Source organism: Nocardiopsis akebiae (assembly GCF_018316795.1).
Classification (GTDB): Bacteria; Actinomycetota; Actinomycetes; order Streptosporangiales; family Streptosporangiaceae; genus Nocardiopsis; species Nocardiopsis dassonvillei.
The window spans coordinates 4,680,497-4,707,136 of record NZ_CP074132.1; the positions used below are offsets into that span (position 1 = coordinate 4,680,497).

Annotated in this window: 24 protein-coding genes; 14 read left to right on the forward strand and 10 right to left on the reverse strand. The window is 72.3% G+C overall.

Annotated elements, in window-relative coordinates; translation table 11 throughout:
- The first annotated feature begins 3 nt into the window (after positions 1-3).
- Complete coding sequence (locus KGD83_RS20050) at positions 4-423, forward strand: Hsp20/alpha crystallin family protein (protein WP_071621695.1); 420 nt, start codon at positions 4-6, stop codon at positions 421-423.
- Between the two features lie 89 nt (positions 424-512).
- On the opposite strand, the gene KGD83_RS20055 is transcribed toward KGD83_RS20050, so the two are convergent.
- Positions 513-1,235 (reverse strand): DUF4389 domain-containing protein, encoded by a 723-nt coding sequence (locus KGD83_RS20055; protein WP_212640643.1) that lies wholly within the window; start codon positions 1,233-1,235, stop codon positions 513-515.
- Between the two features lie 201 nt (positions 1,236-1,436).
- Here KGD83_RS20055 and KGD83_RS20060 point away from each other — a divergent pair, with 201 nt between their 5' ends.
- Positions 1,437-1,964, forward strand: a complete 528-nt coding sequence (locus KGD83_RS20060) for a flavodoxin domain-containing protein (protein ID WP_212640644.1) — start codon at positions 1,437-1,439, stop codon at positions 1,962-1,964.
- A 37-nt stretch (positions 1,965-2,001) separates the two neighbouring features.
- On the opposite strand, the gene KGD83_RS20065 is transcribed toward KGD83_RS20060, so the two are convergent.
- The 3 genes from KGD83_RS20065 to KGD83_RS20075 all read right to left on the reverse strand — a co-directional run bounded on the left by KGD83_RS20065 (position 2,002) and on the right by KGD83_RS20075 (position 4,616).
- Entirely contained in the window at positions 2,002-2,907 is a 906-nt protein-coding gene (locus tag KGD83_RS20065) for a universal stress protein (protein ID WP_212640645.1), read from the reverse strand.
- Between the two features lie 199 nt (positions 2,908-3,106).
- Positions 3,107-3,778, reverse strand: a complete 672-nt coding sequence (locus tag KGD83_RS20070) for a response regulator transcription factor (protein WP_212640646.1) — start codon at positions 3,776-3,778, stop codon at positions 3,107-3,109.
- A 157-nt stretch (positions 3,779-3,935) separates the two neighbouring features.
- Positions 3,936-4,616, reverse strand: a complete 681-nt coding sequence (locus KGD83_RS20075) for a helix-turn-helix domain-containing protein (protein ID WP_212640647.1) — start codon at positions 4,614-4,616, stop codon at positions 3,936-3,938.
- A gap of 230 nt (positions 4,617-4,846) precedes the next feature.
- On the opposite strand from KGD83_RS20075, the gene KGD83_RS20080 reads away from it, so the two are divergent.
- Both KGD83_RS20080 and KGD83_RS20085 read left to right on the forward strand, forming a co-directional pair.
- Positions 4,847-7,540: a bifunctional acetate--CoA ligase family protein/GNAT family N-acetyltransferase gene (locus KGD83_RS20080; RefSeq protein WP_212640648.1), complete on the forward strand. Its 2,694-nt coding sequence runs from the start codon at positions 4,847-4,849 to the stop codon at positions 7,538-7,540.
- A 223-nt stretch (positions 7,541-7,763) separates the two neighbouring features.
- Positions 7,764-8,450, forward strand: a complete 687-nt coding sequence (locus KGD83_RS20085) for a CBS domain-containing protein (protein WP_212640649.1) — start codon at positions 7,764-7,766, stop codon at positions 8,448-8,450.
- 761 nt (positions 8,451-9,211) lie between these two features.
- Here KGD83_RS20085 and KGD83_RS20090 read toward each other — a convergent pair.
- Both KGD83_RS20090 and KGD83_RS20095 read right to left on the reverse strand, forming a co-directional pair.
- Entirely contained in the window at positions 9,212-9,520 is a 309-nt protein-coding gene (locus KGD83_RS20090; RefSeq protein WP_212640650.1) for a GNAT family N-acetyltransferase, read from the reverse strand.
- 128 nt (positions 9,521-9,648) lie between these two features.
- Entirely contained in the window at positions 9,649-10,305 is a 657-nt protein-coding gene (locus tag KGD83_RS20095) for a hydrolase (protein WP_212640651.1), read from the reverse strand.
- Positions 10,306-10,827: 522 nt separating this feature from the next.
- Between KGD83_RS20095 and KGD83_RS20100 the strand changes: the two genes are divergently transcribed.
- The 5 genes from KGD83_RS20100 to KGD83_RS20120 all read left to right on the forward strand — a co-directional run bounded on the left by KGD83_RS20100 (position 10,828) and on the right by KGD83_RS20120 (position 14,690).
- A complete protein-coding gene (locus KGD83_RS20100) occupies positions 10,828-11,769 on the forward strand; it encodes a DUF5996 family protein (protein ID WP_212640652.1) in 942 nt (313 codons plus the stop codon).
- A 156-nt stretch (positions 11,770-11,925) separates the two neighbouring features.
- Complete coding sequence (locus KGD83_RS20105) at positions 11,926-12,393, forward strand: MarR family winged helix-turn-helix transcriptional regulator (RefSeq protein WP_212640653.1); 468 nt, start codon at positions 11,926-11,928, stop codon at positions 12,391-12,393.
- Positions 12,394-12,570: 177 nt separating this feature from the next.
- Positions 12,571-13,674, forward strand: coding sequence for an LLM class flavin-dependent oxidoreductase (locus tag KGD83_RS20110; RefSeq protein WP_212640654.1), 1,104 nt, complete (start codon positions 12,571-12,573; stop codon positions 13,672-13,674).
- A gap of 165 nt (positions 13,675-13,839) precedes the next feature.
- Positions 13,840-14,235: a GNAT family N-acetyltransferase gene (locus KGD83_RS20115; RefSeq protein WP_212640655.1), complete on the forward strand. Its 396-nt coding sequence runs from the start codon at positions 13,840-13,842 to the stop codon at positions 14,233-14,235.
- Entirely contained in the window at positions 14,232-14,690 is a 459-nt protein-coding gene (locus KGD83_RS20120) for a carboxymuconolactone decarboxylase family protein (protein ID WP_212640656.1), read from the forward strand. Before KGD83_RS20115 ends, KGD83_RS20120 begins: the two co-directional genes overlap by 4 nt.
- Before the next feature lie 82 nt (positions 14,691-14,772).
- Here KGD83_RS20120 and KGD83_RS20125 read toward each other — a convergent pair whose 3' ends face one another.
- From KGD83_RS20125 to KGD83_RS20135, 3 genes are read right to left on the reverse strand one after another with little or no spacing between them, the layout of a single operon-like run.
- Positions 14,773-16,602, reverse strand: a complete 1,830-nt coding sequence (locus KGD83_RS20125; RefSeq protein WP_212640657.1) for an alkyl/aryl-sulfatase — start codon at positions 16,600-16,602, stop codon at positions 14,773-14,775.
- Positions 16,599-17,780, reverse strand: a complete 1,182-nt coding sequence (locus KGD83_RS20130; RefSeq protein ID WP_249352481.1) for an acyl-CoA dehydrogenase family protein — start codon at positions 17,778-17,780, stop codon at positions 16,599-16,601. The genes KGD83_RS20125 and KGD83_RS20130 overlap by 4 nt, the downstream gene beginning before the upstream one ends.
- A 16-nt stretch (positions 17,781-17,796) precedes the next feature.
- Positions 17,797-19,353: a class I adenylate-forming enzyme family protein gene (locus KGD83_RS20135; protein WP_212640659.1), complete on the reverse strand. Its 1,557-nt coding sequence runs from the start codon at positions 19,351-19,353 to the stop codon at positions 17,797-17,799.
- A gap of 90 nt (positions 19,354-19,443) precedes the next feature.
- Here KGD83_RS20135 and KGD83_RS20140 point away from each other — a divergent pair, with 90 nt between their 5' ends.
- From KGD83_RS20140 to KGD83_RS20150, 3 genes are all read left to right on the forward strand, one after another.
- The gene (locus KGD83_RS20140; RefSeq protein WP_212640660.1) at positions 19,444-20,043 is read left to right on the forward strand and encodes a TetR/AcrR family transcriptional regulator; all 600 of its coding nucleotides are present in this window, start codon (positions 19,444-19,446) and stop codon (positions 20,041-20,043) included.
- A gap of 91 nt (positions 20,044-20,134) precedes the next feature.
- Entirely contained in the window at positions 20,135-21,484 is a 1,350-nt protein-coding gene (locus KGD83_RS20145; RefSeq protein ID WP_212640661.1) for an MFS transporter, read from the forward strand.
- Between the two features lie 194 nt (positions 21,485-21,678).
- Entirely contained in the window at positions 21,679-22,047 is a 369-nt protein-coding gene (locus KGD83_RS20150; protein WP_249351968.1) for a carboxymuconolactone decarboxylase family protein, read from the forward strand.
- Between the two features lie 40 nt (positions 22,048-22,087).
- Here KGD83_RS20150 and KGD83_RS20155 read toward each other — a convergent pair whose 3' ends face one another.
- A complete protein-coding gene (locus KGD83_RS20155; protein ID WP_212640662.1) occupies positions 22,088-22,999 on the reverse strand; it encodes a LysR family transcriptional regulator in 912 nt (303 codons plus the stop codon).
- A gap of 126 nt (positions 23,000-23,125) precedes the next feature.
- On the opposite strand from KGD83_RS20155, the gene KGD83_RS20160 reads away from it, so the two are divergent.
- Together KGD83_RS20160 and KGD83_RS20165 are read left to right on the forward strand one after the other, a co-directional pair.
- Positions 23,126-24,025: a DMT family transporter gene (locus KGD83_RS20160; protein WP_249351970.1), complete on the forward strand. Its 900-nt coding sequence runs from the start codon at positions 23,126-23,128 to the stop codon at positions 24,023-24,025.
- Between the two features lie 353 nt (positions 24,026-24,378).
- On the forward strand, positions 24,379-26,640 hold the full coding sequence (locus KGD83_RS20165) for a phosphodiester glycosidase family protein (RefSeq protein ID WP_249351971.1): 2,262 nt from the start codon (positions 24,379-24,381) through the stop codon (positions 26,638-26,640).

Below are 26,640 nucleotides of genomic sequence, written 5' to 3' on the forward strand. Positions count from 1 at the left end.
GACATGAACGCGATCTCCCGCCGTGAGGGGCTGGGGCGCTTCCCCGACCTGGCCGAGCTGTTCGACGCCCCGTTCTTCTCGACGCGCTCGCCCTCCAACCTGAGGGTCGAGACCTCGGTGCGCGACGACCGGTACCTGGTCCGGGCCGAGGTGCCCGGCGTGGACCCCGAGGACGGCCTCAGCGTGACCGTCGAGCACGGCACGCTGACCATCCGGGCCGAGCGCGGGGAGAGCACGTCGACTCCCCAGCACTCGGAGTTCCGCTACGGTTCCTTCAGCCGCACGCTCGCGCTGCCCGCCGACGCCGATGAGGAGGACGTCGCCGCTTCATACGACCAGGGCATCCTGGAGGTGAGCGTCGGACTGTCGCAGAAGCCCGAGGGCAGCCGCAAGGTGCCGATCTCGCGCAAGGCCGAGGAGTAGCCGCCCGGGCCGGCTCAGGCCCACGCCGCGGGACCGGTGCTCCGGCACCGGTCCCGCGCACGTGCTCCGCCTCGGCAGGGCCCGCCGGATCAGGTCGTCCCGTCTCCGGTAACCGCTCCCCGGGTCCCGTCCCGTTCCCGCCCGCCCGTGTCCAGTCGGAAGGGCGGGTAGCGGTCGGTCATGAGCGCGGCGTAGGCCACGACGCGCAGGACCCACCGGTTCAGCCCGACCACGAGGTCGAACAGGCTCCGCGGATAGGCCCCGGTGAAGAGCAGCGCAAGGGCCGCGAACAGCACCAGGAGGCCGATGAGGCCGGGTGACTGGTACATCGCCTCCCAGGTCTCGGCGGACCCCGCCTCCGGGTCCTCCGCCACCACGGTCACGCCGCCGCGCACGAAGAGTGCCACCACCAGGTACTGGGGCAGGGCCAGCAGCCACCACTTGACCAGCACCAGCCCCCGGGACATCCGCCCCGGCTCCCTGATCGTCAGTCGGGCCGGGTAGTCCACGTCCCCGGACAGGGTGAAGGGCGGATAGCGATCGGTCCCCAGCACCCAGTAGGCGTAGAACCCCACCCTCCAGCTCCACCGCAGGACTCCGGTGTTGAACCGGAACATCCCCGCCGGGTAGCGGCCGGTGAACAGGATCGCGAAGAAGGCCGCCACGGTCAGCGCGAGGAAGGCGATCCACAGGAAGACGAGCACCACGTAGTGGGGGATCGCTAGCAGCCACTTGACCAACCAGAGCCAGCGGCCCGCCGTCGGGTCCGGATCGGCCTCGACCACAACCGGGTAGCGCGTGCCTTGAGCCATCTCGGGACACCTCCCCCCGGGGAGACGCCCGCCTCCCCCTCCCCTCCGACACTGCCTGCGTATCCGTCCTCCTGGCAGGGCCGAGCGGCTGGCCCGGACGGGCCCTACGTCCCCGTACGCGGGGAGGTAGGCCCCTGAGGCGGCGCGACTCCGCGCGCCCAGACTGGACTGTGACGGAGGACGCTCGAAGGAGGTACCGCCATGTCCGTACTGGTCGGCTACGCGAGCGAGCACGGTTCAACACGGGAGATCGCGGAGAGGATCGCCGGTCGTCTGCGCGAACGCGGCCACACGGCGGACGTGCGGTCCCTGGCGGAAGCGCCGGGGGCCGGGGCCTACCGGGCCGCGGTGCTGGGCAGCGCGGTCCACGGCGGTTCCTGGATCCCGGAGGCCTCCCGCTACCTCCACGCCAACGCCGCGCCGCTCGGCAGGATGCCGGTCTGGCTGTTCAGTGTGGGCCTGGCGCGAGTCGTCGGCGGCTGGTTCGAGAAGCACGCCCAAGAACCCGCGGAGGTCGCCGAACTGCGCGACGCCCTGGGCTTCCGCGAACACCGCCTCCTGGCCGGATCCCTGCGGCCCGAACACCTGCCGCGGTTCGGGCGCGTGGTCTACCGGCTCATGAGGGGGCGCTACGGAGACTTCCGGGACTGGGACGAGATCGACGGCTGGGCCGACGCGATCGCCGCCGACCTGTCCGGCGCCGGGACGTCGGGCGCCGCACCGGTGTGACCGTCCGCGGCGCCCCGGGCGTGCCCGGCCGCCGCTCTCAGTGCCGGGGAGGGCGTACCACCGCGACCGGAACGGGGCTGTGTGAGATCACGTTGCGGCTCACCGACCCCAGCAGCATCCCGGCGAAGCCTCCCCGTCCGTGCGATCCCACGACCATCAGGTCGCAGTCCCGGGCCGCGGCGCACAGGACCTCGACGGGGTGGCCCGTCTCCACGACCTCCTCGACACGCACTCCCGGCCAGCGCGCCCGCTCCTCCCCGATCGCCTCCGACAGGGCCCGGTGCGCGCGGCGCACGTCCTCGTCCTCGGCCCGCTTCCTCTCCTCCTCGGTCATGGTCCAGGTCGGGTCCTCCAACGCGCCGAAGCGCCACCAGCGGGTCTGCTCGCGTACCGTCACCGCGCGCAGCCGCGCCCCCCAGGTCCCGGCCGTGGCGAACGCCCACTCCGTGGCGGCACGTGCGGACCGCGACCCGTCCGTTCCCAGCACGAGGCGGCCGTGGAAGGGGCCAGGCTCCCGGTTGGGGACGACCACCACGGGACACGAGGCGTCGGCCAGCAGCTCCAGGGCCGTGGAGTCCGGTACGACCCTGTCCATGGTCGTCATGCGGTGCGCTCCCACGACCAGGGAGTGGGCGCTGCGGCTCTCGGTCAGCAGCACCGGCGCGGGGTCGCCCGTGACGTGCACCGCCATGACGTCGAGGTCCGGAACCCGCTCCAGCGCACGTTCGCGCGCCTCGTCGACGATGCGGCGCGCGAACTCGTCCACGTCGAATCCCGGCAGGCCGCGGGGGAGGGAGTGGTAGAGCGGCCAGTCGAAGGCGTACACGACACGCAGCCCCCGTCCCCGCCGTCCCGCGTCGTCCGCGGCCCAGTCCAGGGCCCGTCCGCTCGCCGCCGTTCCGTTGACCGCCGCCACCACGGGCGCCTTCGCTGCCTGGTCCATGGCTGCCTCCCACCGGTTGTGGAGCCCTCTCGTGCCACGTTAGGAGCGTCCGCGCGGGCGCACCAGGTACGGGTGTCGCGGTCGGGCGGTCTCCAAGGCCGTGGCGGATCCGGGACCTGTGCCACTTGACGCCGTGCGGCCCGCCCGGGTGTCCGCCCGTCTCCGGAGCACGACGCAGGACCCGGGCGAACGCGCGGTCTCATCCGGATCCGCCGCGCGCGGCACGGTCCTTGAGCCGCGCGGCGTACGCCGCCGCCTGCGCACGGCGCTGCATGTCCAGCTTGGACAGCACACTGGAGACGTAGTTCTTCACCGTCTTCTCCGCCAGGAAGACCCGTTCGCCGATCTGCCGGTTGGTCAGCCCCTCGCCGATCAGCTCGAACACGCGCCGTTCCTGGGGGGAGAACCCGGCGAGGGGGTCGGCCGACTCCGCTCCCTCGCGTATGCGCCGCATGACGAGGGAGGTGCTGTGCGGGTCCAGCAGGGACTCCCCGGAGGCGACCGTGCGGATCGCCCCCACCAGGTCCGAACCGTGGATCTGCTTCAGCACGTAGCCCGCCGCGCCCGCCAGGACGGCGTCGTAGAGGGCCTCGTCGTCGGAGTAGGACGTCAGCATCAGACACGCCAGGTCCGGGAACCGCGACCGCAGCTCCCGGCAGACCTCCACACCGCTGCCGTCCGGCAGACGCACGTCCAGGACCGCCACGTCGGGTCGTGCGGCCGGTACGCGGCCGAGCGCCTCGGCCGCCGTGGCGGCCTCCCCGACGACCTCGATGTCCCCCTCGTCCTGGAGCAGGGCGGTGATCCCCCGCCTCACCACGTCGTGGTCGTCGACCAGGAAGACGCGGATGGCCCGGCTCTCCTCCTGCATAGGCCGTCATCTCCTCCCACCCGGGCGGGCTCGCCCGACGGGGCCGGGCGACCCGGTACGCGGCCGGACCGCGTACCGTCGTGTGCCTCGTCCCCTACCCGCGAAGGCGGTCGGATACCAGCGGCGGACCCGCCCCGAAGCGGGACGCCGACACGCGTCAGCGCATGCTCCGGCCCCCCACGCGGCGCCCGCTGACCTCGTACGCCACGACACGGACGAAGAGGTCGTGTTCGCCTCCCGCCCACGGGCGCACGGGAGCGCTCGTGCGCAGAGAGGCCGCCTCCGCCTCATCGGTCACCGGTGCGGCCCGGCCGGTGACCAGGACGCTCCACCCCTCGCTCGTCGCTCCGTCGACGCGGTCGACCTCGAAGGCGGCGCCGCAGGGCAGGTGCCGGGCGATCACTCCGCGGTCCGTGGTCCGGAACACGAGGGCTTCGCCGCGGACGAGGTAGTTCACCGGAAGGATGATCGGCGCCTTCGCGCCCTCGGGCATGAAGCCGATGCGTCCCACACCGCCCGGACCGATGAGTTCCATGCACCTCTCCGGAGGGAGCACGGTCGTCTCCGGAAGGAGGACCGAGGTGGTCGCGGAGCCGGGCGGTACGTCGGTGGCGCTTCCCAGCAGGTAGTCCTGCGTGGTGTTCAGGGCTTCCGCGAGGCGGTGGAGAGCCTGCCTGGTCATGTGGGGGGCGTACTCCTCCAGGTAGGCCACGTACCCGGGGTCCATGTCGGCCAGGTGCGCGACCTCCTCCCGGGTCAGACCGAGTTCGGCCCGGCGCGCGGCGGCCCTGCGCCCGAGGTCGCTGCCAGTGGTGCCCGTGCCCTCTTCCCGCGTCATGGTGCGGCCCCCCAGCCCGAAGAAGACGCTCCCGCGTCCCGTACTACCCGCATCCTCACCGGTCGCGGAGTCACCCGGCACGGGCCGTTGGGCCCGGATGCGAGCGACCTCCGTCCCCGGGCCGCATCCGCGGACAGGGAGAAGACTGGGAAGCGCACCGCGCCGCACGCGACGACGCGCCTTGGGCCGACACCAGCGGCTCGGACGCGAGGACCCGGGGGAGGGTGACCATGACCGGCCGACTCGACGAAGAAACGGTACGGACGACGGACCGGGGCACCTCCCACGCCCTGTTGTCCGACGGCGCCGTCGCGCTGATCCGTCCCGCCCGGGCCGAGGACGTCACCAGGGTCCGGAAGCTGTACGAGGGGATGACGCAGGAGAACCTGCGCATGCGCTTCTTCCTGCCCAGTACGTCTTCGGCCCGAGTGGCGGCCGAGCGGGCCTGCGTGGGCGGCGGCACCCGCTGCGCGGCCCTCCTCGCGGTCCTCGACGGCGAGGTGGTCGGCGTCGCGAGTTACGACGCGTCCGAGCGGTCCCACATCGGGGAGCTGGGGCTGGCCGTGGCGGAAGGGGCGCACGGACGCGGTGTGGGCACCCTGCTTCTGGAACACCTGGCCTCGGTGGCACGGGAACGCGGTGTCAGGGCCTTCCACGCCGACGTCCTGGCAGCCAACCACGAGATGCTGCGCGTGTGCGACGACGCGGGACTGCGGTCGCGTCGCAGGACCGACGCGGGGGTGGTGGAGCTGACCCTGCCCCTGGAGCAGGACGACCGCTACGTCGACGCCGTGGTACGCAGGGAGGCACAGGCCAGCAGGGAGAGCCTCAAGCGGTTGCTGCGTCCCCGTTCGGCCGTGGTCATCGGTGTGACGAGCCGCGCGGTGTCGGTCGGCAACGCGGTCCTTCGCAGCATCGTGTGCCACGGCTTCACCGGTCCGACGTACGCCGTCCATCCCCAGGCGTCGGGTGTGGCCGACGTCTCCCTGCCCGTCCACCGTTCCGTCGCGGAACTTCCCGAGCCCCCGGACCTGGCGGTGGTGACGGTCCCTCCCGACGCCGTGGTCCCCGTGGCGCGGTCGTGCGGTGCGCGGGGGATCAGGGCGCTCCTGGTCGTTACCCCGGCCCTCGGCCCCGACACGAGCCGGGAGCTGCTGTCGGTCTGCCGGGACAGCGGGATGCGGCTCGTGGGCCCGGACAGCTTCGGTGTCGTCTGCACCGAGCCCGGGGTGAGCCTGCAGGCGACCTTCGCCGCGCGTCCGCCCTCCCCCGGAGGCGCGGGCCTCGTCGTGCAGTCGGGCGGCGTCGGGATCAGCCTGTTCGACCACCTCACCCGTCTGGGAGTGGGGGTGTCCTCGTTCTTGGCGGTGGGCAACCGCCTGGACGTCAGCAGCAACGACATGCTGAGCTGGTGGGAGGCGGACGGGTCGACCACCATGGCGGTGGTGCACGTGGAGTCCTTCGGCAACCCCCGCAAGTTCGCCCGCCTCGCCCGCGGGGTCGGACGGCGGATGCCCGTCCTGGCCGTGCACGCGGGGCGTTCGGAGGCGGGGAGGCGAGCGGCCCTGGCGCGCAGCGGTTCCCCCCTGCCGTCCGTCCCGGCCGCCGACGCCCTGTTAGCCCAGGCCGGGGTCACCGCCGTGTCCGGGGTCGGCGAACTGGTCGAAGCAGCGGCCCTCATGGCCCACCAGCCCCTCCCCCGGGGCCCTCGTGTCGCGGTCCTGACCAACACCGCCGGAGTGGGGGGAATGGCCGCCGACTCGTGCTGCGACGCCGGTCTGGAGATCGTCGAACTGTCCGAGCGGACGCGGCGCGGCCTGGAGGAGTCGCTGCCCTCCGGAGCGGTGTGCGCCAACCCCGTCGACACCACGCCGGAGGTCCGCAGCGACCAGTTGCGCGCGTGTCTGGAGCTGTTGTCGGCGGCCCCGGAGGTGGACGCCGTCATGGTCGTCACGGTCCCCACGGCCCTGGCCGATCCGGCTCCGGCCGTCAGCACGGCGGTGCGGGACGTCCCGGTGGTCGCGGTCGCGCCCGAACAGCCCGAGGCCGTGACCGTCCTCGGGGGCGGGGGAAGACCGGTGCCCTCTTACAACGGACCAGAGTCGGCGGCGGCCGCGCTCGGCGCCGCGTGGCGGCGCTCCTCATGGCTGGCCCGCCCGTCAGGGAGGACACCAGAACTCTCCGACGTGGCCTCGTACCGGGCGGCCGAGATCGTGGACGAGTCCCTGGCCTCTCCCGCCCAGGGCGGGTGGCTGCCCCTCCACCGTGTGATGGAGCTGCTCGCCTGCTACGGGATGGCCCTCGCACCGTGGCGCCGCGCACGTGACGAGGAGGAGGCGCTGCGCGCGGCCGCGGAGATCCCCGGGCCGGTCGCCCTCAAGGCGGACGTGGCGGGCGTCGTCCACCGAGGCCGCGCCGGAGCCCTGTACCTCGGCCTCACCGGGGAGGAGCGGTTCCGGAAGGCCTACCGTGAGCTGGCGGAGCGGTTCCGGGGAAGGGTCCGCGGCTTCGTCGTCCAAGGCATGGCCCCTCCCGGTTTCGAGGCCCTGATCGGCTCGGTCCAGCAGCCCGACTTCGGCCCCGTGATCGCGTGCGGAACCGGCGGAAGCTACGCCGAGGTACTGGGCTCACGGACGTCCCGGCTCACTCCACTGACCGACACCGGCGCCGACGAGATGATCCGGTCCGTACCCGAGTTCAGGCGCCTGGGCGAAAGTCAAGGTGAGAGGGGCGCGGACCCCGCGGCACTGCGGGAGCCCCTGCTGAGGCTCTCGAAGCTGGTCGAGGACCTGCCGGAGATCGCGGAACTCGAGATGAACCCGGTCGTCATCGGTCCTTCGTCGGCGGTGTGCGTCGACGCCCGCGTCCGGGTGGCCAGATATCCGCACGGGGACCCGTACCTGCGCGCGCTCCGACCGCTGTGACCGTCGCCGGAGCCGCGGCTACGCGGTCCGTCCGAGAACACGGGTCCCTGACGGAGGAGCCATAGGGCCCGACGCCGCCGGGGCCCACGACCCTGGTGCGCCGACCGCCATCGCAGAAGGCTGGGAGGGGAGACGGAGCGGAACCGGAGCGCCCGAGGAGCGTTCCCGTGGGAACGGGACCGTGCCGACCGCAGTACGGGACGGTACACGAGGGGAGTTCGCGATGCACACTGTGAGCGACGTCATGACGACCGAGGTCTTCTCCGTCACCGGGGACACCGGCTACCGCGAGATCGCCGAGATGCTTGTCAAGCACGGTGTGAGCGCTCTGCCCGTGACCAACGCGGAGGGCTGTGTGCTCGGCCTGGTCTCGGAGGAGGACCTGCTCCACAAGGAGGAGTTCACAGGAGGGGACTACGCTCCTCCGTTGCGCGCCCGGTTGCGCGCCCGGCTGGGTTCGGGAGGCAGTGCGGGTGACAAGGCCGCGGCGAGGAACGCGGCCGAGTTGATGACCGGCCCCGCCGTCACGGTGTCCTCCGACGCGTCCGTGGTCCTCGCCGCACGCTTGATGGAGCGGCACGGGGTCAAACAGTTGCCGGTCGTCGACGGGGACGGACACCTGCTCGGGATCGTCAGCAGACGGGACCTGCTGTCGGTCTTCGTACGGGAGGACGACGACATCGCCGAGGAGACGCGGGGCGTGATCAGGGAGGTCCTGCCGGAACCCACCGCCACGGTCGAGGACGGGGTGGTGAGGCTCGCCGGGGACGTGGAGCACCGCAGCGACGTCGAGAAGCTGATCCACCGCGTTCGGCAGATCGAAGGCGTGGTGGCCGTCGACTCCGAACTGCGCTGGCACGCCGACGACGTCGTTCCCCAGCACGTCCAGTGGCGGGCGGGGACGCCCTGACGCTCCGGGTTCCGGCCCACCGCCATCGGCGCTCCGGCGCGATGGAGTCCTGAGCCTCCTCGGTCTTCGCTTCGAATATCGGTTTCGTCGTCTGTCCATCGTCTGCGGACGCGGTGCGTAAGCTCCTCGCCGTCGTGCGGAACTCCCTCACGAGCAGCTCGCGGGCACCGATGAGCGCGAAGCCCGGCCGGGCGTGGATGATCCGCGACCACAGCGTGGGGTCGGCCACCGCGGCGACGCCTGCGAGCAGCAGAACAGCCGCGATGGTGACCCAGCGTGGCCAGCGGGAGGACTACGTCCCGATCGCCCTCTCCCGGTGGCCGAGGGGCCTTCACGGAACCGGAAGCGCCCTGCCGGGCGGGGTGGGAGACACCCGTCTGCCAACGGCTCCCAACCGCCGTGAAGATCCCTCAACGGAACCCTCCGACCGGGGTGGACGCTCATCATCCTCCGACCCGGGTGGACGCTCATCGGCGCAGGTCGCTGCGGAGCCGGGACCGCCTTGACACGGCAGAGGTCACAGGTTCGAATCCTGTATCGCCCACCACCTTCCCGGGCCGGAGCGCACGCTCCGGCCCGGGTCGTCTCCGGGCAGCGCGGCGGGAGGGCGGAGCCGCGGCTCCGCCCTCCCGCGCACGCGTGTTCAAACCCCGGGACGACCGTCAGCGGTTGCTTCGGTCAGGGAGGCGTTCCGCACGGCGTCCCGACGACGCGGCCGTATCCCCGGTCGGGGGACGTCGACGACCGCCGTGGCCGACCGTTCAGTCGCTGGCCCTGCTCCGGGACCGGTACAGCAGGTCCTGGTAGTCGGGATGACGGGCGATCCAGCCCGCGAAGAAGGGGCAGGTCGCCAGCACGCGCAGGTTCGCGGACCGCGCCTCGTCGAGGGCGGTGCGCACCAGCGCGGACCCGACCCCCCTCCCCTCGTACTCCGGTGCGACCTCGGTGTGCACGAACGCGACGAGTTCCGGCGTGCGGATGTACTCCGCGACGCCCGCGACCCCGGGTTCTCCGTCGACGCGGGCCTCATAGCGCTTGGCCTGGGGCACGTCGTCCACCTGGACCGCCACGGGTCCTCCCCTCCTGTCGGTGTGTCAGCCTGTTCACACCGCCGAGCGGCGGTGTCCTCGTCGGCGACGGGACCGGTCGGGGCCGGGCCGCGCCCGCCGCGGCCCGGCCCCGTCGCCCGGTCGTGTCCTCAGGCGCCGTTCGCGGCGCGGCTGGCCAGCATCTGCGTCTCCCAGGCGAAGGCGATGCCGGTGGCACCGCCGTGCCGGGTCAGGACGTCGACCATGCCCTGCATGGTCTCCTCGCGGGCCCAGTCGCGCTGCCACTCGCCCGCCACGGCCAGCCAGGTGATCGGCGCCACTCCGGCCTGGACCATGCGCCGCACGGCCATGTCGTGGGACTCGGCCGAGACACCGCCCGACGCGTCGGTGACGGCGAAGACCTCGAAGCCCTCGCCCGCCGCCTGGATCGCCGGCATGGCCAGGCAGATCTCCGTCCACAGACCGGCCATGACCACCTTCTTCCGGCCGGTCTCCTCGACGGCGTCGACGACGCGCTCGTCCTGCCAGGTGTTGATGAACGTGCGGTCGATCGGCTTCTGCTCCGGGAACACGTCCTGCAGCTCCTGGATGAGGTAGCCGCCGCGCTCCTCCAGCACGGTCGTCAGGATGGTCGGAACGCCGAACGCCTTGGCGGCCTTGGCGAGGCCGACGGTGTTGTTGACGACCATGGAGGGCTCGTGGCTGTTCAGGTTGGCGAACTGGAACGGCTGGTGGTCGATCAGGACCAGGACGCTCTCCTCCGGCGTCAGCAGTGCCTGGAGTCCGTTCTTGGCCTTGGTGCTCACAGGGGGTTCCTCTCAGGGGTTTCGTGCTCTGGGGGCTCGGCCGGGACACCGCCGGTCGCCGCGCGGGCGCACGCGCCCGTTCCGCCCGGACCCGCCGACGCCGCGCTGCGTCGGCCGGTCGGCGCGGACCGGCGCGACCTCTCCGCACGGGCGACGGCCCTGCGCGCCGGTGACGGACCGCCTCCGCCGAGTTAGGTGATGCATCACCAAAATTAGCATCATTGGATGATGTGTCAACCAAATTCGACCACGCGCCCAGCGCCGCACCGAGCGCGAATCGCCCACCAGCAAGTTGACTTGTCACCTACTGTCCGGATGATGTATCAACGACCAGCGGGGGTCTCGCGCCCGGAGGCGAGGCGGAGCAGCGCCCGCCGGGAGGCCGTCGGCCGCCGTGGGGGCGCTGCGGGGGCCGACAGCACCGCGGGCCGCCCCGCTCCGGGAGGGGCCGGGGGCCAGGACACCCGTCCGCGGCGCACGGCCGCCTCCGCCCCTTGGCGCACGGAAGGAAGTGAGTGAGCGATGACCAGCCCGTCAGCGACGAACTGGCCGAGCCTTCGGGTCTCGGACTGGACCCCCACCCGCGACACCCTGCACATGTGGACCCAGATCGTGGGCAAGATCCGCATGGCCCACGCACCGCTGATCAACCACTGGTGGCAGGTGACCCTCTACGTCAGTCCGCGCGGGTTGACGACCTCGGCCGTCCCCTACCGCACGGGGGCCTTCGAGATCGAGTTCGACTTCGTCGGCCACCAGCTCCGGATCCGCAGCAGCGACGGCGGCGAGCGGAGCTTCCCGCTGCGGCCGATGCCGGTCGCCGAGTTCTACACCCGGATCATGGACATGCTCGGCCAGCTCGGGATCGAGGCGCCGATCCGGCCGAGCCCCAACGAGGTCGAGCCCGCGATCCCCTTCGCCGAGGACCACGAGCACGCCTCCTACGACGGGGAGGCGGCCGCCCTGTTCTGGCGTCAGCTGCTCCAGGCGAACCGGGTGATCGGCGAGTTCCGGTCGCACTTCGTCGGCAAGGTCAGCCCGGTGCACTTCTTCTGGGGGGCGATGGACCTGGCCTGCACCCGCTTCTCCGGACGGACGGCCCCGCCCCACCCGGGCGGAGCGCCCAACTGCGGGGACTGGGTCATGGTCGAGGGCTACTCCCGGGAGCTGTCCAGCTGCGGGTTCTGGCCCGGCGGCGGCGAGGAGGGCGCCTTCTACTCCTACGCCTACCCCGCACCCGAGGGGTTCGCCGACCAGCCGGTGGGCCCCGAGGGCGCGTACTACAGCACCGAGTTCCAGCAGTTCCTGCTGCCCTACGAGGCCGCCCGCACCGCGCCCGACCCCGACCGCGCGGTGGCCGAGTTCCTCCGCACCACCTACGAGGCCGCCGCGAACCTCGGGAACTGGGACCGCTCCGCGCTGGAGGACGACCCCCTGCGGTGGCAGGGCGCCTCCGCTTCCTGAGGGACTGAGGGACGACGGGACGGACCGGGCCGGGGTGAGGGCCCCCGTCGACGGGTCCCCTCCGATCCTTCGGAGGGCCCGGCACGACGGAGGGCCGCCTCCCGGCCGCTTCGCCCCAAGTGGATGAGGTGTCAACTTCTTCGTTACACTGCGCCCATGAACGAGACTCCGCGCTGGCTGGAGGCGGATGAGAAGGCCGCTTGGGACAGCTTCATCCGCATGCAGGAGACGCTAGTCGGGCGGCTGTCCCGTCTCCTCCAGGCCGACTCCGGGATGTCCGCCTCCGACTACCTCGTGCTCGTCAACCTCACCGCGACGAGCGACGGCAGGATGCGCTTCCTGGAACTGGCCAGGCTCGTGAACTGGGAGAAGAGTCGGATGTCCCACCAGGTCCGGCGGATGGCCAAGCGCGGGCTCGTGGCCAGGGAGGAATGCCCCGACGACGCCCGCGGGGCGTTCATCGTCGCCACCCCGGCCGGATACGCGGCGATCGAGGAGGCCGCGCCCCTGCACGTCGAGCACGTCCGCCGCCTGTTCGTCGACGCCCTGTCCCCCAACCAGCTCAGGACGTTCGCCCGGCTCTCCCAGCGCGTCGTGGACCACATGGAGAAGCAGCCGGACTAAGCGGGCGGCGCGCAGCCCGGGGAGCACCGCACTGATTCCGTTGATGGATCAACCCCCTCTTGGGCTATCATGGTTGACACATCAACAAAAAGACGATGACGCCGCGACGGGGGCGACCACGCCCGGGACCGTGTCCGCCACGGCAGTCGGCACAGCGACCACAGGGAGACGGGTGCGATGCAGTTCGGGATCTTCACCGTCGGCGACGTGACCACCGACCCCACCACCGGCCGTACGCCGACCGAGGCCGAGCGCGTCAAGGCGATGGTGACCATCGCGCTCAAGGCCGAGGAGGTCGGCCTGGACGTCTTCGCCACCGGCGAGCACCACAACCCGCCGTTCGTGGCCTCCTCACCCACCACGATGCTCGGCTACATCGCGGCCCGTACGGACGGGCTCGTCCTGTCCACCTCCACCACGCTGATCACCACCAACGACCCGGTCAAGATCGCCGAGGACTTCGCCATGCTCCAGCACCTGGCCGAGGGCCGGGTGGACCTGATGATGGGCCGCGGCAACACCGGCCCCGTCTACCCCTGGTTCGGCCAGGACATCCGCCAGGGCATCCCGCTGGCACTGGAGAACTACAACCTGCTCCACCGGCTCTGGCGCGAGGACGTGGTGGACTGGGAGGGCGAGTTCCGCACCCCGCTGCAGGGCTTCACCTCCACCCCCCGCCCCCTGGACGGCGTGCCCCCGTTCGTCTGGCACGGCTCCATCCGCAGCCCCGAGATCGCCGAGCAGGCCGCCTACTACGGGGACGGCTTCTTCCACAACAACATCTTCTGGCCCGCCACGCACACCAAGAAGCTCATCTCGCTCTACCGCCGCCGCTTCGAGCACTACGGGCACGGCAGAGCCGAGCAGGCCATCGTCGGCCTGGGCGGACAGGTGTTCATGCGCAAGAACTCCCAGGACGCGGTGAAGGAGTTCCGCCCCTACTTCGACCACCACCCCCTGATGGGCGGCGGGCCGTCGCTGGAGGAGTACATGGACCAGACCCCGCTGACCGTCGGCAGTCCCCAGCAGGTCATCGACAAGACCCTCTCCTTCCGCGACAGCTTCGGCCACTACCAGCGCCAGCTCTTCAACGTCGACGGCGTCGGGACACCCCTGAAGACGGTCCTGGAGCAGATCGACCTGCTCGGCGAGGAGGTCGTTCCGGTGCTGCGCGAGGAGTTCGCGGCCGGGCGGCCCGCGCACGTGCCCGACGCGCCCACCCACGCCTCACTGCTCGCCGCCCGAGACGCCGCGAACACCTCCGCGGCGGCGACGGGCTGAGCCCCGACGGCGCACCCGCGCTGCGAACCCCCTCCGGCCGCGGCGAGAACCCGACTCCCCCGCGCCGGCGGCGGGGCGCCCGACCCGCGTCCACCCCGCCCGGGCCGAGCGCCCCCTGTCCGCCACCGACCGAACCGAACACCTTCCCCACCGGAGAGACCTTCCATGAGAGAGCCGCGAACAGACAGAACCGGCGCCGTCGTCCACATCGCGCTGGACGAGTCACGCGCCGTCAGCGCCTACACCGTGAGCCTGGACGACGGCACCCTCGCCGGGCGCGCGGACTTCGTCGACCCGCCCCGGGACCCCGGTGAGCGGGTCTTCTTCCACACCGAGGTCGCACCGGAGTTCGGCGGCCGGGGCCTGGCCGGGCTGCTGGTCGGTGAGGCGCTGGCCGACAGCGCCCGCAGGGAGCTCACCGTCGTCCCCGTGTGCCCGCTCTTCGCCAGGCACCTGCGGGAGCACGGCGACGAGTACGCGGCCCGGGGCGGACGGTTCCGTCGGCCCAGGCCGGCCGACCTCGCCCTGGTCGAGGAGACCGTCGAGGGGGGCGGCGCGTGAGAGCGGAGCGCCCCTACATCGACAAGGAGCACCCCGAGGTCTACCGGGCGATGCTCAAGGCCGCGGCGGCCTCCAGGACCGCGGCACGACAGGCGGGCCTGGGCGACGACACCATCGAACTGGTCAACATCCGGGTGTCCCAGATCAACGGGTGCCCCACCTGCCTGAGCGTCCACATCCCCAAGGCGCGCAAGGCGGGTGTCGAGCAGAGCGCCCTGGACGTGCTGCCCGCCTGGCGCGAAGCGGGACTGTTCACCGATCAGCAGAGGGCCGCGCTCGAACTGGCCGAGTCGTTGACGGTGCTCGACCCGACCGTCGACCGACAGGCCGTCAACGCACGCGCGGCGGCCCGTCTGACCACCGCCCAGATCTCCGCGGTGGAGTGGACCACCACCCTCATCAACGCCTTCAACCGCGTCTCGATCGCCAGCGGCCACCCGGTGGTCGGGCAGTAGGGAGGAGACCGTCCGCACCGGCGGGAGGACGGCGGACCCGTGGCCGGGCCGGGGGCACGGCCACGGGTCCGGGCCGGGCGGATCAGGGACGCACGACGTCGAAGGCGGGGTCAGGCGCCTCCAGCACGTCGAGCAGCGCCCGGAGCACCCGCAGGTCGCCCTCGTACTCGACCTCCTCCCACCCGCGGCCCGTCATGACGGCGACCAGCTGTCTCCTGGTCGTGGTGAGCGTCAGCTGGGCCCGCGGGTCGGGGTCGGGTCCGCGAAAGTGCACGAGCACGCCGTTGGCCAGGCGCAGGTGCCACAGGGCCTCCTCGTCGTCGACGCGCAGGTCGATGCGCAGGTCGAGTTCCCAGGCCGCGGGCCCGTCGACCCGCACGGCGAGGGAGTCGAGCAGCTGACCGGTGTCGAGGGCCGCCAGCAGCCGCGGGCCGCCGGGGCGGCGCGCGGTCCCGGGGCCGTGCAGGAGCTCCCTGGCCCCGGTGAGGTAGTAGTTGCGCCACGTCGCGTTCTCACAGCCGTGGCCGAGCGCGGTGTAGACGTCGGCCAGCCGTTGCCGCGCACCGCTGTGGTAGGGCTCGGCGAAGACCGCGTGGTTGAGCAGGGTGGCCGCGAAGCGCAGGTCGCCCTCCTCGACCAGGGCGTCCGCGTGCGCGAGCGCCCGGTCGACGCCGCCGAGCAGGCCGATCCACCGCCTGGCCTCCTCCTCCGGAGGGTGTTCCCACAGGTGGGCGGGGTTGCCGTCGAACCAGCCGAGGTAGCGCTGGTAGACGCCCTTGACGTTGTGGCTCAGCGATCCGTAGTAGCCGCGGTTGGCCCACCGCCGGTCCAGGGCGGGCGGCAGCGTCAGCTCCTCCGCGATCTCGCGGGGGGTGAGGCCCCGGTTGATCAGGCGCACCGTCTGGTCGTGCAGGTAGGCGTAGAGGTCGCGCTGCCCGGTCAGGAACTCCTCGATCCGGTCGGCGCCCCAGGTGGGCCAGTGGTGGGTGGCGAAGGCGACGTCGGATCGGCCGCCGAAGAGCTGGAGGGCTTCGGTGAGGTAGCGCGCCCACTGCCGGGCGTCGCGGACCTGGGCGCCCCTCAGCGTGATGATGTTGTGCATCGTGTGCACGGCGTTCTCGGCCAGGCACAGCGCCCGCCGGGCGGGGAAGTACATGTTCATCTCGGCCGGCGCCTCCGTCCCCGGCGTGAGCTGGAACTCGATCTCCACGCCGTCGACCACCCGGACCTGGCCGGTCCGGGTGATCGACTCGGTGGGCTCGACCAGTCCGATCGTGCCGGCGGCCAGGCGCTGCCCCAGGCCGCAGCCCAGGTGCCCCGTGGCGGAGGCCTCCAGCGCGGTGCCGTACATGAAACCCGACCGCCTGGCCATCGCCGGTCCGGCGTAGACGTTCTCGGAGACCGCGTGCTCCATGAAGCCCTCGGGCGCGAGCACGGGGACGTCGTCGGCCGCGTCCGCGAGGACGGCGCCCGTACCGCCGAAGTGGTCGGCGTGCGGATGGGTGAGGACCACGCCCGTGACCGGCCGGTCGCCCCGGTGGGACCGGTAGAGCGCCAGCGCCGCGGCCGCGGTCTCGGTCGAGGTCAGCGTGTCGATCACGATGACGCCGGAGTCGCCCTCGACCAGGGTCATGTTGGCCAGGTCGAACCCGCGGACCTGGTAGATCCCCTCGGTGACCTCGAACAGGCCATGCCCGGCCGCGAGCCGGCTCTGCCGCCACAGGCTCGGGTTCGCCGTCGCGGGCGCCGGTGCGTCCAGGAAGGCGTAGGCGTCGGCGTCGTAGACGACGCGTCCGGCGGCGTCGGTGACGCGCGCGGGCTCCAGAGTCCCCAGGAAGCCGCGTTCGGCGTCGCGCGTGTCCTGCCCGTCCTCGGCGGGAAGGTTCGGCTCCGGTGGCTTCGCGTCGGTCATGCCGGGGCCCCCTCGGCTCTGACGAGTTCGCGGATGATGCCGTTGCGCTGGATCTCCGACGCGCCGGTCAGCACGCGGAACATGCGCAGCTGCCGCCAGATCACGTCCACCGGGGCGCCGCGCACCATCCCGGCCTTGCCGTGGATCTGCATCGCCTGGTCCGCGATGGCGAACGCGCGCTCGGCCACGAACAGCTTGCACATGAAGGACTCCACCCGGGGCCGCTCCCCCGCGTCGAGCGCGGCGAGGGCGTCGTAGGTCATCGAACGGGCGGCGTAGAAGTCCGTGGCCATGTCGGCGAGCTTGTGCTGGATCGCCTGCTTCTCGATGAGGAGTCCGCCGGACACCTGGCGCGTGGCGGCGAAGTCCAGGGCCAGCCGGATGGCCCGCCGGGCCGCGCCGAGCGCGGTGGGGCAGTGGAGCAGCCGGTTCGTCGTGACCCGGCCGAGGGCGATGCGCAGGCCCTGCCCCTCCTCGCCGAGCAGGTTCTCCGAGGGGACGAAACAGTCCTGGAGGACGACGTCGCTCTCGATGTTCTGGCCCGACAGGGGCGTCCTGCCGGGTGTGACGCGGCAGCCCGGGGAGTCCAGGTCGACGAAGAACGCGCAGTACCGGTCGTCGGAGGAGTCCAGGCGGGCGACCAGGATCGAGAAGTCCGCGAAGGTGCCCCCGGTGCTGAACACCTTGTGCCCGGTGACGCGGTAGCCACCGGCGACCGGGGTCGCGGTCGTGCGCATACGGCGCACGTCGGAGCCCGCGTCGTCCTCGGTCATGGAGAAGCAGCACGCGCGCTCGGCCCTGACGACCGGGAGCAGGTACTTCTCCGTCTGGTACTCGGTGGCGTGCTCGAAGATCGCGCCGATCCGCAGCGGTCCACCCATGTCGCCGAGCACGCTCGTGGCCAGCACGCGGCCGGAGGCGCCCACCTCCTCCTTGAGCGCCGCCAACTCCGTGTGGGACAGTCCCTGCCCGCCGAGGTGCTCGGGCAGGTGGACGCCGTAGAAGCCGAGTTCGCGGCTGCGCCGCCACACCGGTTCCAGCACGGACCGGCGCAGCTCGGCCTCGGGGGTCAGTCCGAGTTCCTCCTCGTAGTCGGCGAGCTCTCCGGACAGGTAGTCCCGGAGCCCGGTGACCAGCGCGTCGAGGCGCGGATTGTCGTGGTAGCCCGGTCGCAGCATGAAGGTCACGGCCCGCTCACCCCACCTTTCGTTCGGTGCCCGCCCACTCGCGCTGGCGAAGGGCGCGGCGGTCGATCTTGCCGTTGCGGTTGCGCGGGAGCTGCTGGACGAACTCGACGACGCGCGGGAGCTTGACCCGGGACAGCCGGGTCGCGCAGAACTCGCGCAGTTCCTCCCCGCTGGCCCCGGCGCCGGGCCGGAGCACCACGAACGCCTTGACGGTCTCCCCCCACCGCTCGTCCGGGGCGCCCACCACGCACACCTCGAAGACGGCGGGGTGTTCGTAGAGGGCGGCCTCCACCTCGGTGCAGTAGACGTTGTAGCCGCCGGAGATGATCATGTCCTTCTGGCGGTCCACGATGAACAGGTAGCCGTCCTGGCGCAGGAAGCCGAGGTCGCCGGTGTACACCCAGCCGTCGCGGAAGGTCTCGGCCGTGGCCTGCGCGGCGTGGTGGTACTCCCGGACGCAGTCGGGCCCCCGCGCCACGATCTGGCCCACCTCGCCCGCGGGCAGCGGTTCTCCCCCGTCGTCGACCACACGGACCTCCGTGTCGAAGACCGGACGGCCGCAGGAGAGCAGCAGTTCGGGGTCGGACTCGATCCCCCGTACCACGTCCTCCGAGGTGAGGAAGGTGACGGCGCTCGTGGTCTCCCCCTGCCCGTAGCCCTGGTTGACCACGGGCCCGAACAGTTCGACGGCTTCGCGCAGGCGCGCGGGGCTCACCGGCGCGCCGCCGACCGTGACGCTGCGCAGCCGGGACAGGTCCCGGCGACCCGCGGTCGGGGAGGCCAGCACCATGTTGAGCATCACCGGCACCAGGAAGGTGTGGGTGACGCCCTCGCGTTCGAGGACGTCGAGGTAGGCCTCGGCGTCGAAGGACGGGAGCACCACGACCGCGGCGCCGCGGAAGAAGCAGCCGAGGATGCCCATGCCGCTGGCGTGGGTGATGGGGCCGGGGGCGAGGTAGACCGAGTCCTGTCCGACCGAGCCCTGCGGGTTCATCGCCAGCTTGCGCATGTTGGACAGGCGGTTCTCGACCGTCTGGACGGCCGCCTTGAGGGTGCCCGTGGAACCGGAGGTGAAGTTCAGCACCGCCGGCGCGTGGGGGTCGAGGTCCACGGCCACCGGGTCGGGACCGCCCTCGGCGAGGAGGGCGGTGTAGGTCAGGGGCGCGTCGGCCCCCTCGTCGAAGGCCACGACGAGGCAGTCGGGCGCGCGCCTGTCGACGATCTCGCGCACCGCCCCGAGGTTGGCCGCGTCGACGAGGATCAGCCGCACCCGCGCGTCCAGCAGGACGTGTTCGACCTCGGCCGCCGCCAGACGGGCGCTGATCGGCACGCGCAGGCACCCCGCCTTGCACAGGGCCATCTCGGCGACGACCAGTTCGCCGCGGTTGCCGGCGAGGGTGGCGACCGCGGCGCCGGGGCCGAGGCCGCGGGCGAGCAGGGCGGAGGCGAGCCGGTTGGCCTCCTGTTCGAGATCACGGTAGCTCCAGCGCCGGTCCCCGGACACCAGGGCCTGCGCCTGCGGCCAGTAGGACGCGCTTCGGGTGAGGTAGCCACCAAGGTTCACGGACCCTCCAGAGACGACGAGCGAACGCGAAGATACTAGACATACTGTCCAGGATCTGTCCAGCGGCGTGAACGTTGCTAGAAAGGCCTCATGACAAACGAGGATCGACGCACCCTGCGCACGCGGGCCGCACTGCGGGCGGCCTTCGTCGCCCAGGTGCTCGAACACGGATACGCCGGGGTCAGGGTGGAGCACATCGCCGCGGCGGCCGACACCGGGAGGGCGACGTTCTACACGCACTTCCGCGACAAGGAGGCCCTCTACGACCACGTGGTCGAGGTCGTCCTGGCCGAACTGCGGGAGCGGATGACCCCGGCGGACTGGGAGGGGGTCGGGTTCACCGGGCGGCCGGTGGCAGAGCTCTTCCGCCACGCGGCCGAGCAGCCCGACGTCTACCGGCTGATCCTGCGCGGCGAGGGCGACGGCCGCGGCCTGCGGGCCCTGGTCGAGGCGTGGACCACGGCGGCCCACGACATCTTCGCCGAACGGGCGCGGACCCAGCGGACCAGCCCGCGGGTGGACCTGCGCGTCATCGCGCGGGCCTGGGTCGGAGAGCAGGTCTCGGTGCTCCTGTGGTGGCTGGAGCTGCCCGCGCCGCGCCCCGGGGCGGAACAGGTGGTGGAGACGCTGGTCGAGCTGTCCCGGCGCGGACGCTACTGGGCGACGGGTTTCGACTCGGTTCCCACGTAGGGGTTGTGTGGCGCGGGTCACTGCCCTTATGTTCTGGACGCACAGAACGTTATCGGACGTTCTGTCCAGGAATGAGAGAAGGGTCGGTGCCGTGCCGTCGTACCGCAGACTGCTCCACGAGTACCCCACCGGAGCCCGGCGCCGGCTCCTGCTCGCCGTCGTCGTCCTGGCGTTGTTCATCTCGGCCTTCGAAGGACAGCTCGCACCGGTCCTGCCCCTGCTGCTGGCCGACCTCGGGCTGTCCCTGGAGGTCTACGGGCTGATCACCGCCGTGTCGCTGCTGTTCGGCGCCGTGTCCGGCTACCTGGGCGGTGAGCTGGTCGACCGGATCGGCCGCGTCCGCGTACTGGTGCCGTTCATGTTCCTGTCCGCGGCGGCGTGCCTGTTCATGGCGCTGTCGCAGTCGGTCGTCCACTTCACCGCCGCGCGTGTCCTACTCGCCTTCGTCGAGGGAGTGGCGATGGCCGGCACCCAGCCGCTGATCCGGGACTTCACACCGCGGATGGGCCGGGCCCAGGCCTTCGCGTTCTGGAGCTGGGGCCCCGTCGGAGCCAACTTCTTCGCGGCGGCCGTCGCCGCGCTGACGCTCGACCTGTTCGACGGCTCCTGGCGTGCGCAGATCTTCCTGATGTCCGGCCTGGCCTTCGTGGGCGCGACGGTCGTCGCCCTCACCCTGCGCGACCTGGCTCCGAACCTGCGGCGCACCATCCGCCTCACCGAACAGGCGACCCGCGGGAGCGGGGCGGCCCCCGCCGGGCACCGGCTGCGGCTGCTCCTGCGCCACCGCGTCGTCTGGGCGCACGTGGCCGCGATGTCGCTGCTCTACGTACTGCTCGCCACCATGAACGCCTACGGCCAGACCATGCTGGTCGACCACTTCGCCGTCGAGGTGCGCACGGCGTCCGCGATCGTGATGTCGTTCTGGGTCGGCAACCTGGCGGCCAGCCTGCTCTTCGCCCGGCTCTCCGACAGGGCGCAGAACCGCAAGCCGTTCCTGGTCTTCGGGGCGCTGGCGGCGACGCTGCTGCTCGGGGCGCTCGTGGTCGCGATGGGCGCGGGGGCGTCCGTCTCGCTGCCGCTGGTCGTCGTGCTGCTGACAGGGGTCGGCATCTCCCTCGGCTCCGTCCTCGGCCCGTGGATGGCCAGCTTCTCGGAGTACACCGAGGAGGTCCACCCGGACGCCCAGGGAGTGGCCTTCGGCCTCAACCACTTCGTGAGCCGGCTGTTCATCCTCGCCGCGGTGCTGTTCGCGCCGCAGGTGGTCGCGGTGGGCGACTGGCGGGTGTGGATGACGGTCACCCTGGTGACGACAGCGGCCTTCGCGGTCGTCACCACGCAGGTCCAGGGCCGCCTGCGGCGCGCACCCGGTTCCGCGTCGGCGGAGGAGGCCGGTGCGGCCGTCGCCGCGGCCGAGACCTCCGGGGACTCCCGAAGTTCCTGAGGGCCCCGGAACACCCGGGGGTTCCCGGACCAACCGGGGTCGGACCGCCCGGACCCGGGACTCCCCGCAGAGGCGCACGGCGGGGTGTGCGCGACGTCCCGGGACACCCTCCCCCGGGGCCGCGCGGCGCCAGAGCCCGGGAACACGCCGCCTCCCGAGGCTCCCAGGCCGCCGCGAACACCCCTGTTCTCCCCGTGTTCACGTCCTCACCCTCCGGTGTGCACCGCCGCTGGAAGGAGCACTCCGAGGTCTACGGGGCGATGCCCAAGGCCGCAGCGGCCTCCAGGACCGCGGCACGGGAGGCGGGGGTGAGGCAGAGCGCCCCGGACGTACTGCCCGCCTGGCGCGAGGCCGGGCTGTTCACCGATCAGCAGAGGGCCGCACTCGAACTGGCGGAGTCGTTGACGGTGCTCGATCCGACCGTCGACCGGCAGGCCGTCAACGCCCGCGCGGCGTCCCGTCTGACCACCGCCCAGATCTCCGCGGTGGAGTGGACCACCACGCTCATCAACGCGTTCAACCGGATCTCGATCGCCAGCGGCCACCCGGTGCGCAAGCGGTAGACGAAGGCGGTCTCCGCCGTCGTGGCGGCCTGCGGCCCGGTCAGGGCGCCACGCCGGCGGAAGCGGTCCGCGATCCGTCCACCAAGCACGTTCTGAGGGCCTGGAGCGCCAACGAGGCGGTCTGTGCCCGCTCCAGAAGCAGAATGTCGCGATGCAGTTCGGTGTCGAGCGGCAGACAGGCGATTCTCGGATCACCGTCCTCAGCCGGGATCGGGACACAGGCGACGGCCAGGCCCTCCCGCACCAACGCGAGCTGGGTCAGATGGTCGGCGACGTGGAACGACACGTCGAGCTCGACACCGTGTCGGCGCGCGACCTGTTCGAGCGCGGTGTGGGCGTCCGAACCCTGGGCACAGGTCGCCCAGCGCTCTCCGGCCAGATCACGGATGCTGAGAGAGCCACGGGAACACAGGGGGTGCTCCCCCGGGACCGCGATGAACAGGGCTTCTCGTGTGAGCTGCTCCGCGATGACACCCGTCGGCAGCCGCAGCGGGGAGGCGCTCCAGGACTCGGCGAGCACGAGGTCGACGGCCCCGGCGGCGAGGCGGTCGAGGTGATCGCCGGTCTCCCCGTCCTCAACGGACACCCGCACGCGGGGGTACTCACGTTGGAACGCGGCCAGCTTGGAGCCGAGCACGCTCCGGATGACGGAAGCGATCGCCGCGACACGCAGATGGCCGACGTAGGTCTCGTCGCGATGAAGATCGTTCTCCGCCCGCTGCACGGCTTCGGCCACTTGCCGAGCGTATCCGGCGAGTACCTCTCCCTTCGCGGTGAAACGGAGACCGCGTCCCTCCGGAACCACGATCTTCGTCCTGGTCTCGGCCTCGATGCGCCGCAACTGCTGTGACACGGCGGAGCCGGTCATGTGCAGTGCCGTCGCGGCTTGGGTCACCGACCCCGTCCGGGCGACGGCGTCCAGTACACGGAGACGGTCCCATCCCATAGTCATAAGGAATACTTAACACAAATGGGTAGAACCATGAAGTAGTGCTGGCCCCAGGTGCGAACCTACTGTCGAGTCATGTCCTCTGTCGCTCCACGCCCGCCGCACAGTACGTCCCACACCGGCGGAACGGTGAGAAGGGACGGCCCCCTCGTCGCGTCGTCCCTGGTCCTGGCCGGAGCACTGTGCCTTTCGGCCTCGGCGGTCCTGGTGAAGCTGGCCGACGTCGACGCCGCTACGACCGCGGTGGCACGGTGCGCGATCGCCGTGGTCGTGCTGGTCCCCCTGGCGCTTCGGGAACGGGCGCGGTCGGGGGCGCTCTCACGCGGCGGTGTGCTGTGCTCCCTTGCCGCGGGGACCGCGCTGGGCATCGACTACGCCGCCTGGACCGCCTCGATCTACTACGTCGGCGCGGGGATCAGCACCGTCCTGATCAACATACAGGTCCTGGTTCTGCCCGTGCTGGCCTTCCTCGTCGACCGGGAGAGGGTCACGACGCGCTTCGTCGTCACGCTCCCGCTGATGCTCTTGGGGATCAGCCTGGTCGGCGGGCTGTGGAACGCCTCCCTCCGGGGCCCGGACACGAGCATCGGTGTGCTGCTCGGTGTCATCGCGGGTTGCGGCTACGGCGTGTACCTGTTCATCACCCGCCGGTCGGCGCGCCGCGGCCCGGGTCTGTTCGTTCAACCGCTGACTTGGGCGTCGGCTTCCGCCGCGGTCGCCGCCGTCGCGGTCTCGCCGGTCTCCGGCGGTATCCAGCTGGACGGAATCCCGGTCCGGTCGTGGCTGCTGCTCGCGCTCCTGGCGGTGCTCGGTCAGGTGGCCGCCTGGCTGTTGATCCACCGCGGCAGCGTCTCGTTGCCGTTGGCGACGACCGGCGGGCTGCTGCTGGTCCAGCCGGTACTCGCGCTCGGCCTGTCCGCGCTGGTCCTGGGCGAGCACCCCACGGTCCTGCAGTTGGCGGGGGCAGCGGTCGTGGTCGCCGGTGTCGCCACAGCAAACGGCCTGCTGCTCCGAAAGCGTAAGCGCTAGCGCGTCGACGAAAGCCTGCCGGAACTCCCGTACACGAACCCGCATCCCGTATCGCCCGTCGTCCTCCCAGGTCAGAGCATGCGTTCCGGACCGGTTCGTTCGAGGACCGCACGGTCCGTGTCCGGGACACGGGGAGAGGAGTCCTCGGGCTCTTCTCCCCGTGTTCACGTCCTCACCCTCCGGTGTGTACCGCCGTTGGAAAGAGCACCCGTCGTGGAGGATGTGCACGGCCCGAACACCGGGCGCGTCACCCACCGCCCAGACGAGCCCTCACGCGAAGGGGTGCCCCCGTGAACCTGTCCCGCCCAAGACCCCCGGGCCCCGTCCGCTCCGCGGCCCTCCCCGTCATCGCCGTGCTCGTCGCGCCCATGGTCCTGGCCGCGCCGTCGTCCCGGGTGACGGCCGACGTCACCGCGCCGGCGGGCGGGATCGCCGGGGCCGTGGAGGAGCGGATCGCCGCCGGGGTGGACCTCGCCTCCGGCCCCCTCCCCGGCACCGGGGACGGCGGGGAGCAGTTCGCCAGCCTCCTCACCGTCGACCTCACCGAGGGTGTCGGGGTCGAGTACGTCGACGGGGGCGGCCTCACCTCCCCCGCGACGGTGGCGGACATGGTCGCCGCCGCCGAGCTCCCGGAGGGCTCCACCGTGGTCGCCGCGGTCAACGGCGGCTACTTCGACATCGGCGCGACCCAGGCCCCGCTGGGCGCCGGGATGAGCGACGGGCGCCTGCTCACCTCGCCCGACCCGGGGTTCGCCAACGCCGCGGTCATCGACGCCGAGGGCAGGGGCAGCGTGCGCCAGGTGGCCTTCGACGGGACCGCGTCCCTGCCCTCGGGGGACCTCGACCTCGACGCCCTCAACACCTCCGCCGTCCCCGCGGACGGTCTGGGCCTGTACACGTCGGACTGGGGCGACCATCCCCGCGCACACGTGGTGTACGAACCCGGGGCCGACCCGGAGGACGCGGCCGTCGCCGAGGCCGTGATCTCCGAGGGCGCGGTCGAACGGGTCAGCGACACCCCGGGCAGCGGCCCGATCGAGGAGGACGAACAGGTCCTGGTGGCGCGCGGCTCCGCGGCGGAGCGGATCGCCGACCTGTCCGAGGGCGAACCGGTCGAGGTGGAGCACACCCTCACCGCCGAGGGCGCCGAACCCCGCGTCGTCGTGGGCGGACGGCACGTGCTGGTGCGCGACGGCGAGCCCGTCCCCGTCGAGGACGACTCCCGCGCGCCGCGCACCGCGATCGGGTTCTCCGAGGACGGCGAGGTCATGCACGTGGTGACCGCGGACGGGCGCAACAGCGGCCACGCCGGATCCACGCTCGCGGAGGTCGCCGAACTGCTCGCCGCGTCCGGGGCCGAGCAGGCCCTGGAGCTGGACGGCGGCGGGTCCTCGACCCTGCTCGTGCGCGAACCCGGCGGCACCGGTCCGGTGCTGCGCAACCGCGCAGGTGACCAGCTCCGGGAGGTCCCCGACGGCCTGATCTTCACGGCGCCCGAGGGTTCGGCCCGGACCTCGGGCCTGTGGCTGCGGCCCGCGCTGGAACCCCGGCCCGCACACGGCTCCCCCGTGCCGCCCCAGGCCGACCCCCGCCGCGTGTTCACCGGCATGCACCGCACCCTGGCCGCCACCGGGCACGACGAGGCCTTCGGGCCGTCCGGGCCCGGAGCGCCCCACTCCCCCGACGACCGCACCGATGAGCTGGAGCTGTCCGCACCCAGCGGGCACGGCGAAGGCCCCCGGTTCGTGGCGGCCGACCCCGGCCCGGTGACCGTCACGGGGCGGGCGGGCCGGGTCCGCGACACCGTCGACCTGGAGGTGCTGCCCGCCCCGGACACACTCCTCGCCGCGCCCCGGCACCTGGGCATGGCCTCCACCGAGGACACCGCCTCCTTCGTGCTCACCGGCGTCACCGGGGACGGGCGGCGGGCGCCCGTCGAACCGGTCGACGCACGGGTCGAGGCCGTCCCCGACCTGGTCGAGGTCACGGACCGGGGCGACGGAGGCTTCGAGGTGCGACCGCGCGCCGGGGAGGGCACCGCCGCCGGGGAGAGGACGGGGACTGGAGAGGGGACGGGGCCCGGAGAGGGGTCGGGCGTCCTCACGGTGACCGCGGGCGGGGTGAGCACGCGGATACCGTTCTCCATCGGTACGCGGACGACTCCCCTGGCGGACTTCGAGGACGCGCGGGAGTGGACGGCGCGGTCCGCGCGCGGCGGGGCAGAGGTGCGCCCCGTGGCCGGGCGCGACGGCCCCGGTCTGGCCCTGGCCTACGACTTCACCCGCGACATCCGCACCCGGACCGCCTCCGCCCACCCGCCCGAGCCGCTCGCCCTGGACCGCCAGGCCTTCGCGTTCACGGTGGGCGTGCGCGGCGACGGCAACGGCGCCCGTCTCATGCTCAGCCTCACCGACGCGCACGGTGTCGGCCACTCCCTGGAGGGCCCCGCCGTGGACTGGGAGGGCTGGCGCGACGTGCGCCTGGAGGTGCCCGAGGACGTCGGGCACCCGGTCACGGTCTCGCGGGTGTACCTGCTGGAGGAGGATCCGAGCCGGGCCTACGCGGGTGAGGTGGTGCTGGACGGCCTCACCGCCCGGACCACGACGGGGTCCTGA

Excerpts from the sequence above, each read along its gene's own strand:
- KGD83_RS20050 (WP_071621695.1), top strand. The coding sequence starts at position 4 with ATGAACGCGATCTCCCGCCGTGAGGGGCTGGGGCGCTTCCCCGACCTG.
- KGD83_RS20055 (WP_212640643.1), bottom strand. The coding sequence starts at position 1,235 with ATGGCTCAAGGCACGCGCTACCCGGTTGTGGTCGAGGCCGATCCGGAC.
- KGD83_RS20060 (WP_212640644.1), top strand. The coding sequence starts at position 1,437 with ATGTCCGTACTGGTCGGCTACGCGAGCGAGCACGGTTCAACACGGGAG.
- KGD83_RS20065 (WP_212640645.1), bottom strand. The coding sequence starts at position 2,907 with ATGGACCAGGCAGCGAAGGCGCCCGTGGTGGCGGCGGTCAACGGAACG.
- KGD83_RS20070 (WP_212640646.1), bottom strand. The coding sequence starts at position 3,778 with ATGCAGGAGGAGAGCCGGGCCATCCGCGTCTTCCTGGTCGACGACCAC.
- KGD83_RS20075 (WP_212640647.1), bottom strand. The coding sequence starts at position 4,616 with ATGACGCGGGAAGAGGGCACGGGCACCACTGGCAGCGACCTCGGGCGC.
- KGD83_RS20080 (WP_212640648.1), top strand. The coding sequence starts at position 4,847 with ATGACCGGCCGACTCGACGAAGAAACGGTACGGACGACGGACCGGGGC.
- KGD83_RS20085 (WP_212640649.1), top strand. The coding sequence starts at position 7,764 with ATGCACACTGTGAGCGACGTCATGACGACCGAGGTCTTCTCCGTCACC.
- KGD83_RS20100 (WP_212640652.1), top strand. The coding sequence starts at position 10,828 with ATGACCAGCCCGTCAGCGACGAACTGGCCGAGCCTTCGGGTCTCGGAC.
- KGD83_RS20105 (WP_212640653.1), top strand. The coding sequence starts at position 11,926 with ATGAACGAGACTCCGCGCTGGCTGGAGGCGGATGAGAAGGCCGCTTGG.
- KGD83_RS20110 (WP_212640654.1), top strand. The coding sequence starts at position 12,571 with ATGCAGTTCGGGATCTTCACCGTCGGCGACGTGACCACCGACCCCACC.
- KGD83_RS20115 (WP_212640655.1), top strand. The coding sequence starts at position 13,840 with ATGAGAGAGCCGCGAACAGACAGAACCGGCGCCGTCGTCCACATCGCG.
- KGD83_RS20125 (WP_212640657.1), bottom strand. The coding sequence starts at position 16,602 with ATGACCGACGCGAAGCCACCGGAGCCGAACCTTCCCGCCGAGGACGGG.
- KGD83_RS20130 (WP_249352481.1), bottom strand. The coding sequence starts at position 17,780 with ATGCTGCGACCGGGCTACCACGACAATCCGCGCCTCGACGCGCTGGTC.
- KGD83_RS20140 (WP_212640660.1), top strand. The coding sequence starts at position 19,444 with ATGACAAACGAGGATCGACGCACCCTGCGCACGCGGGCCGCACTGCGG.
- KGD83_RS20155 (WP_212640662.1), bottom strand. The coding sequence starts at position 22,999 with ATGACTATGGGATGGGACCGTCTCCGTGTACTGGACGCCGTCGCCCGG.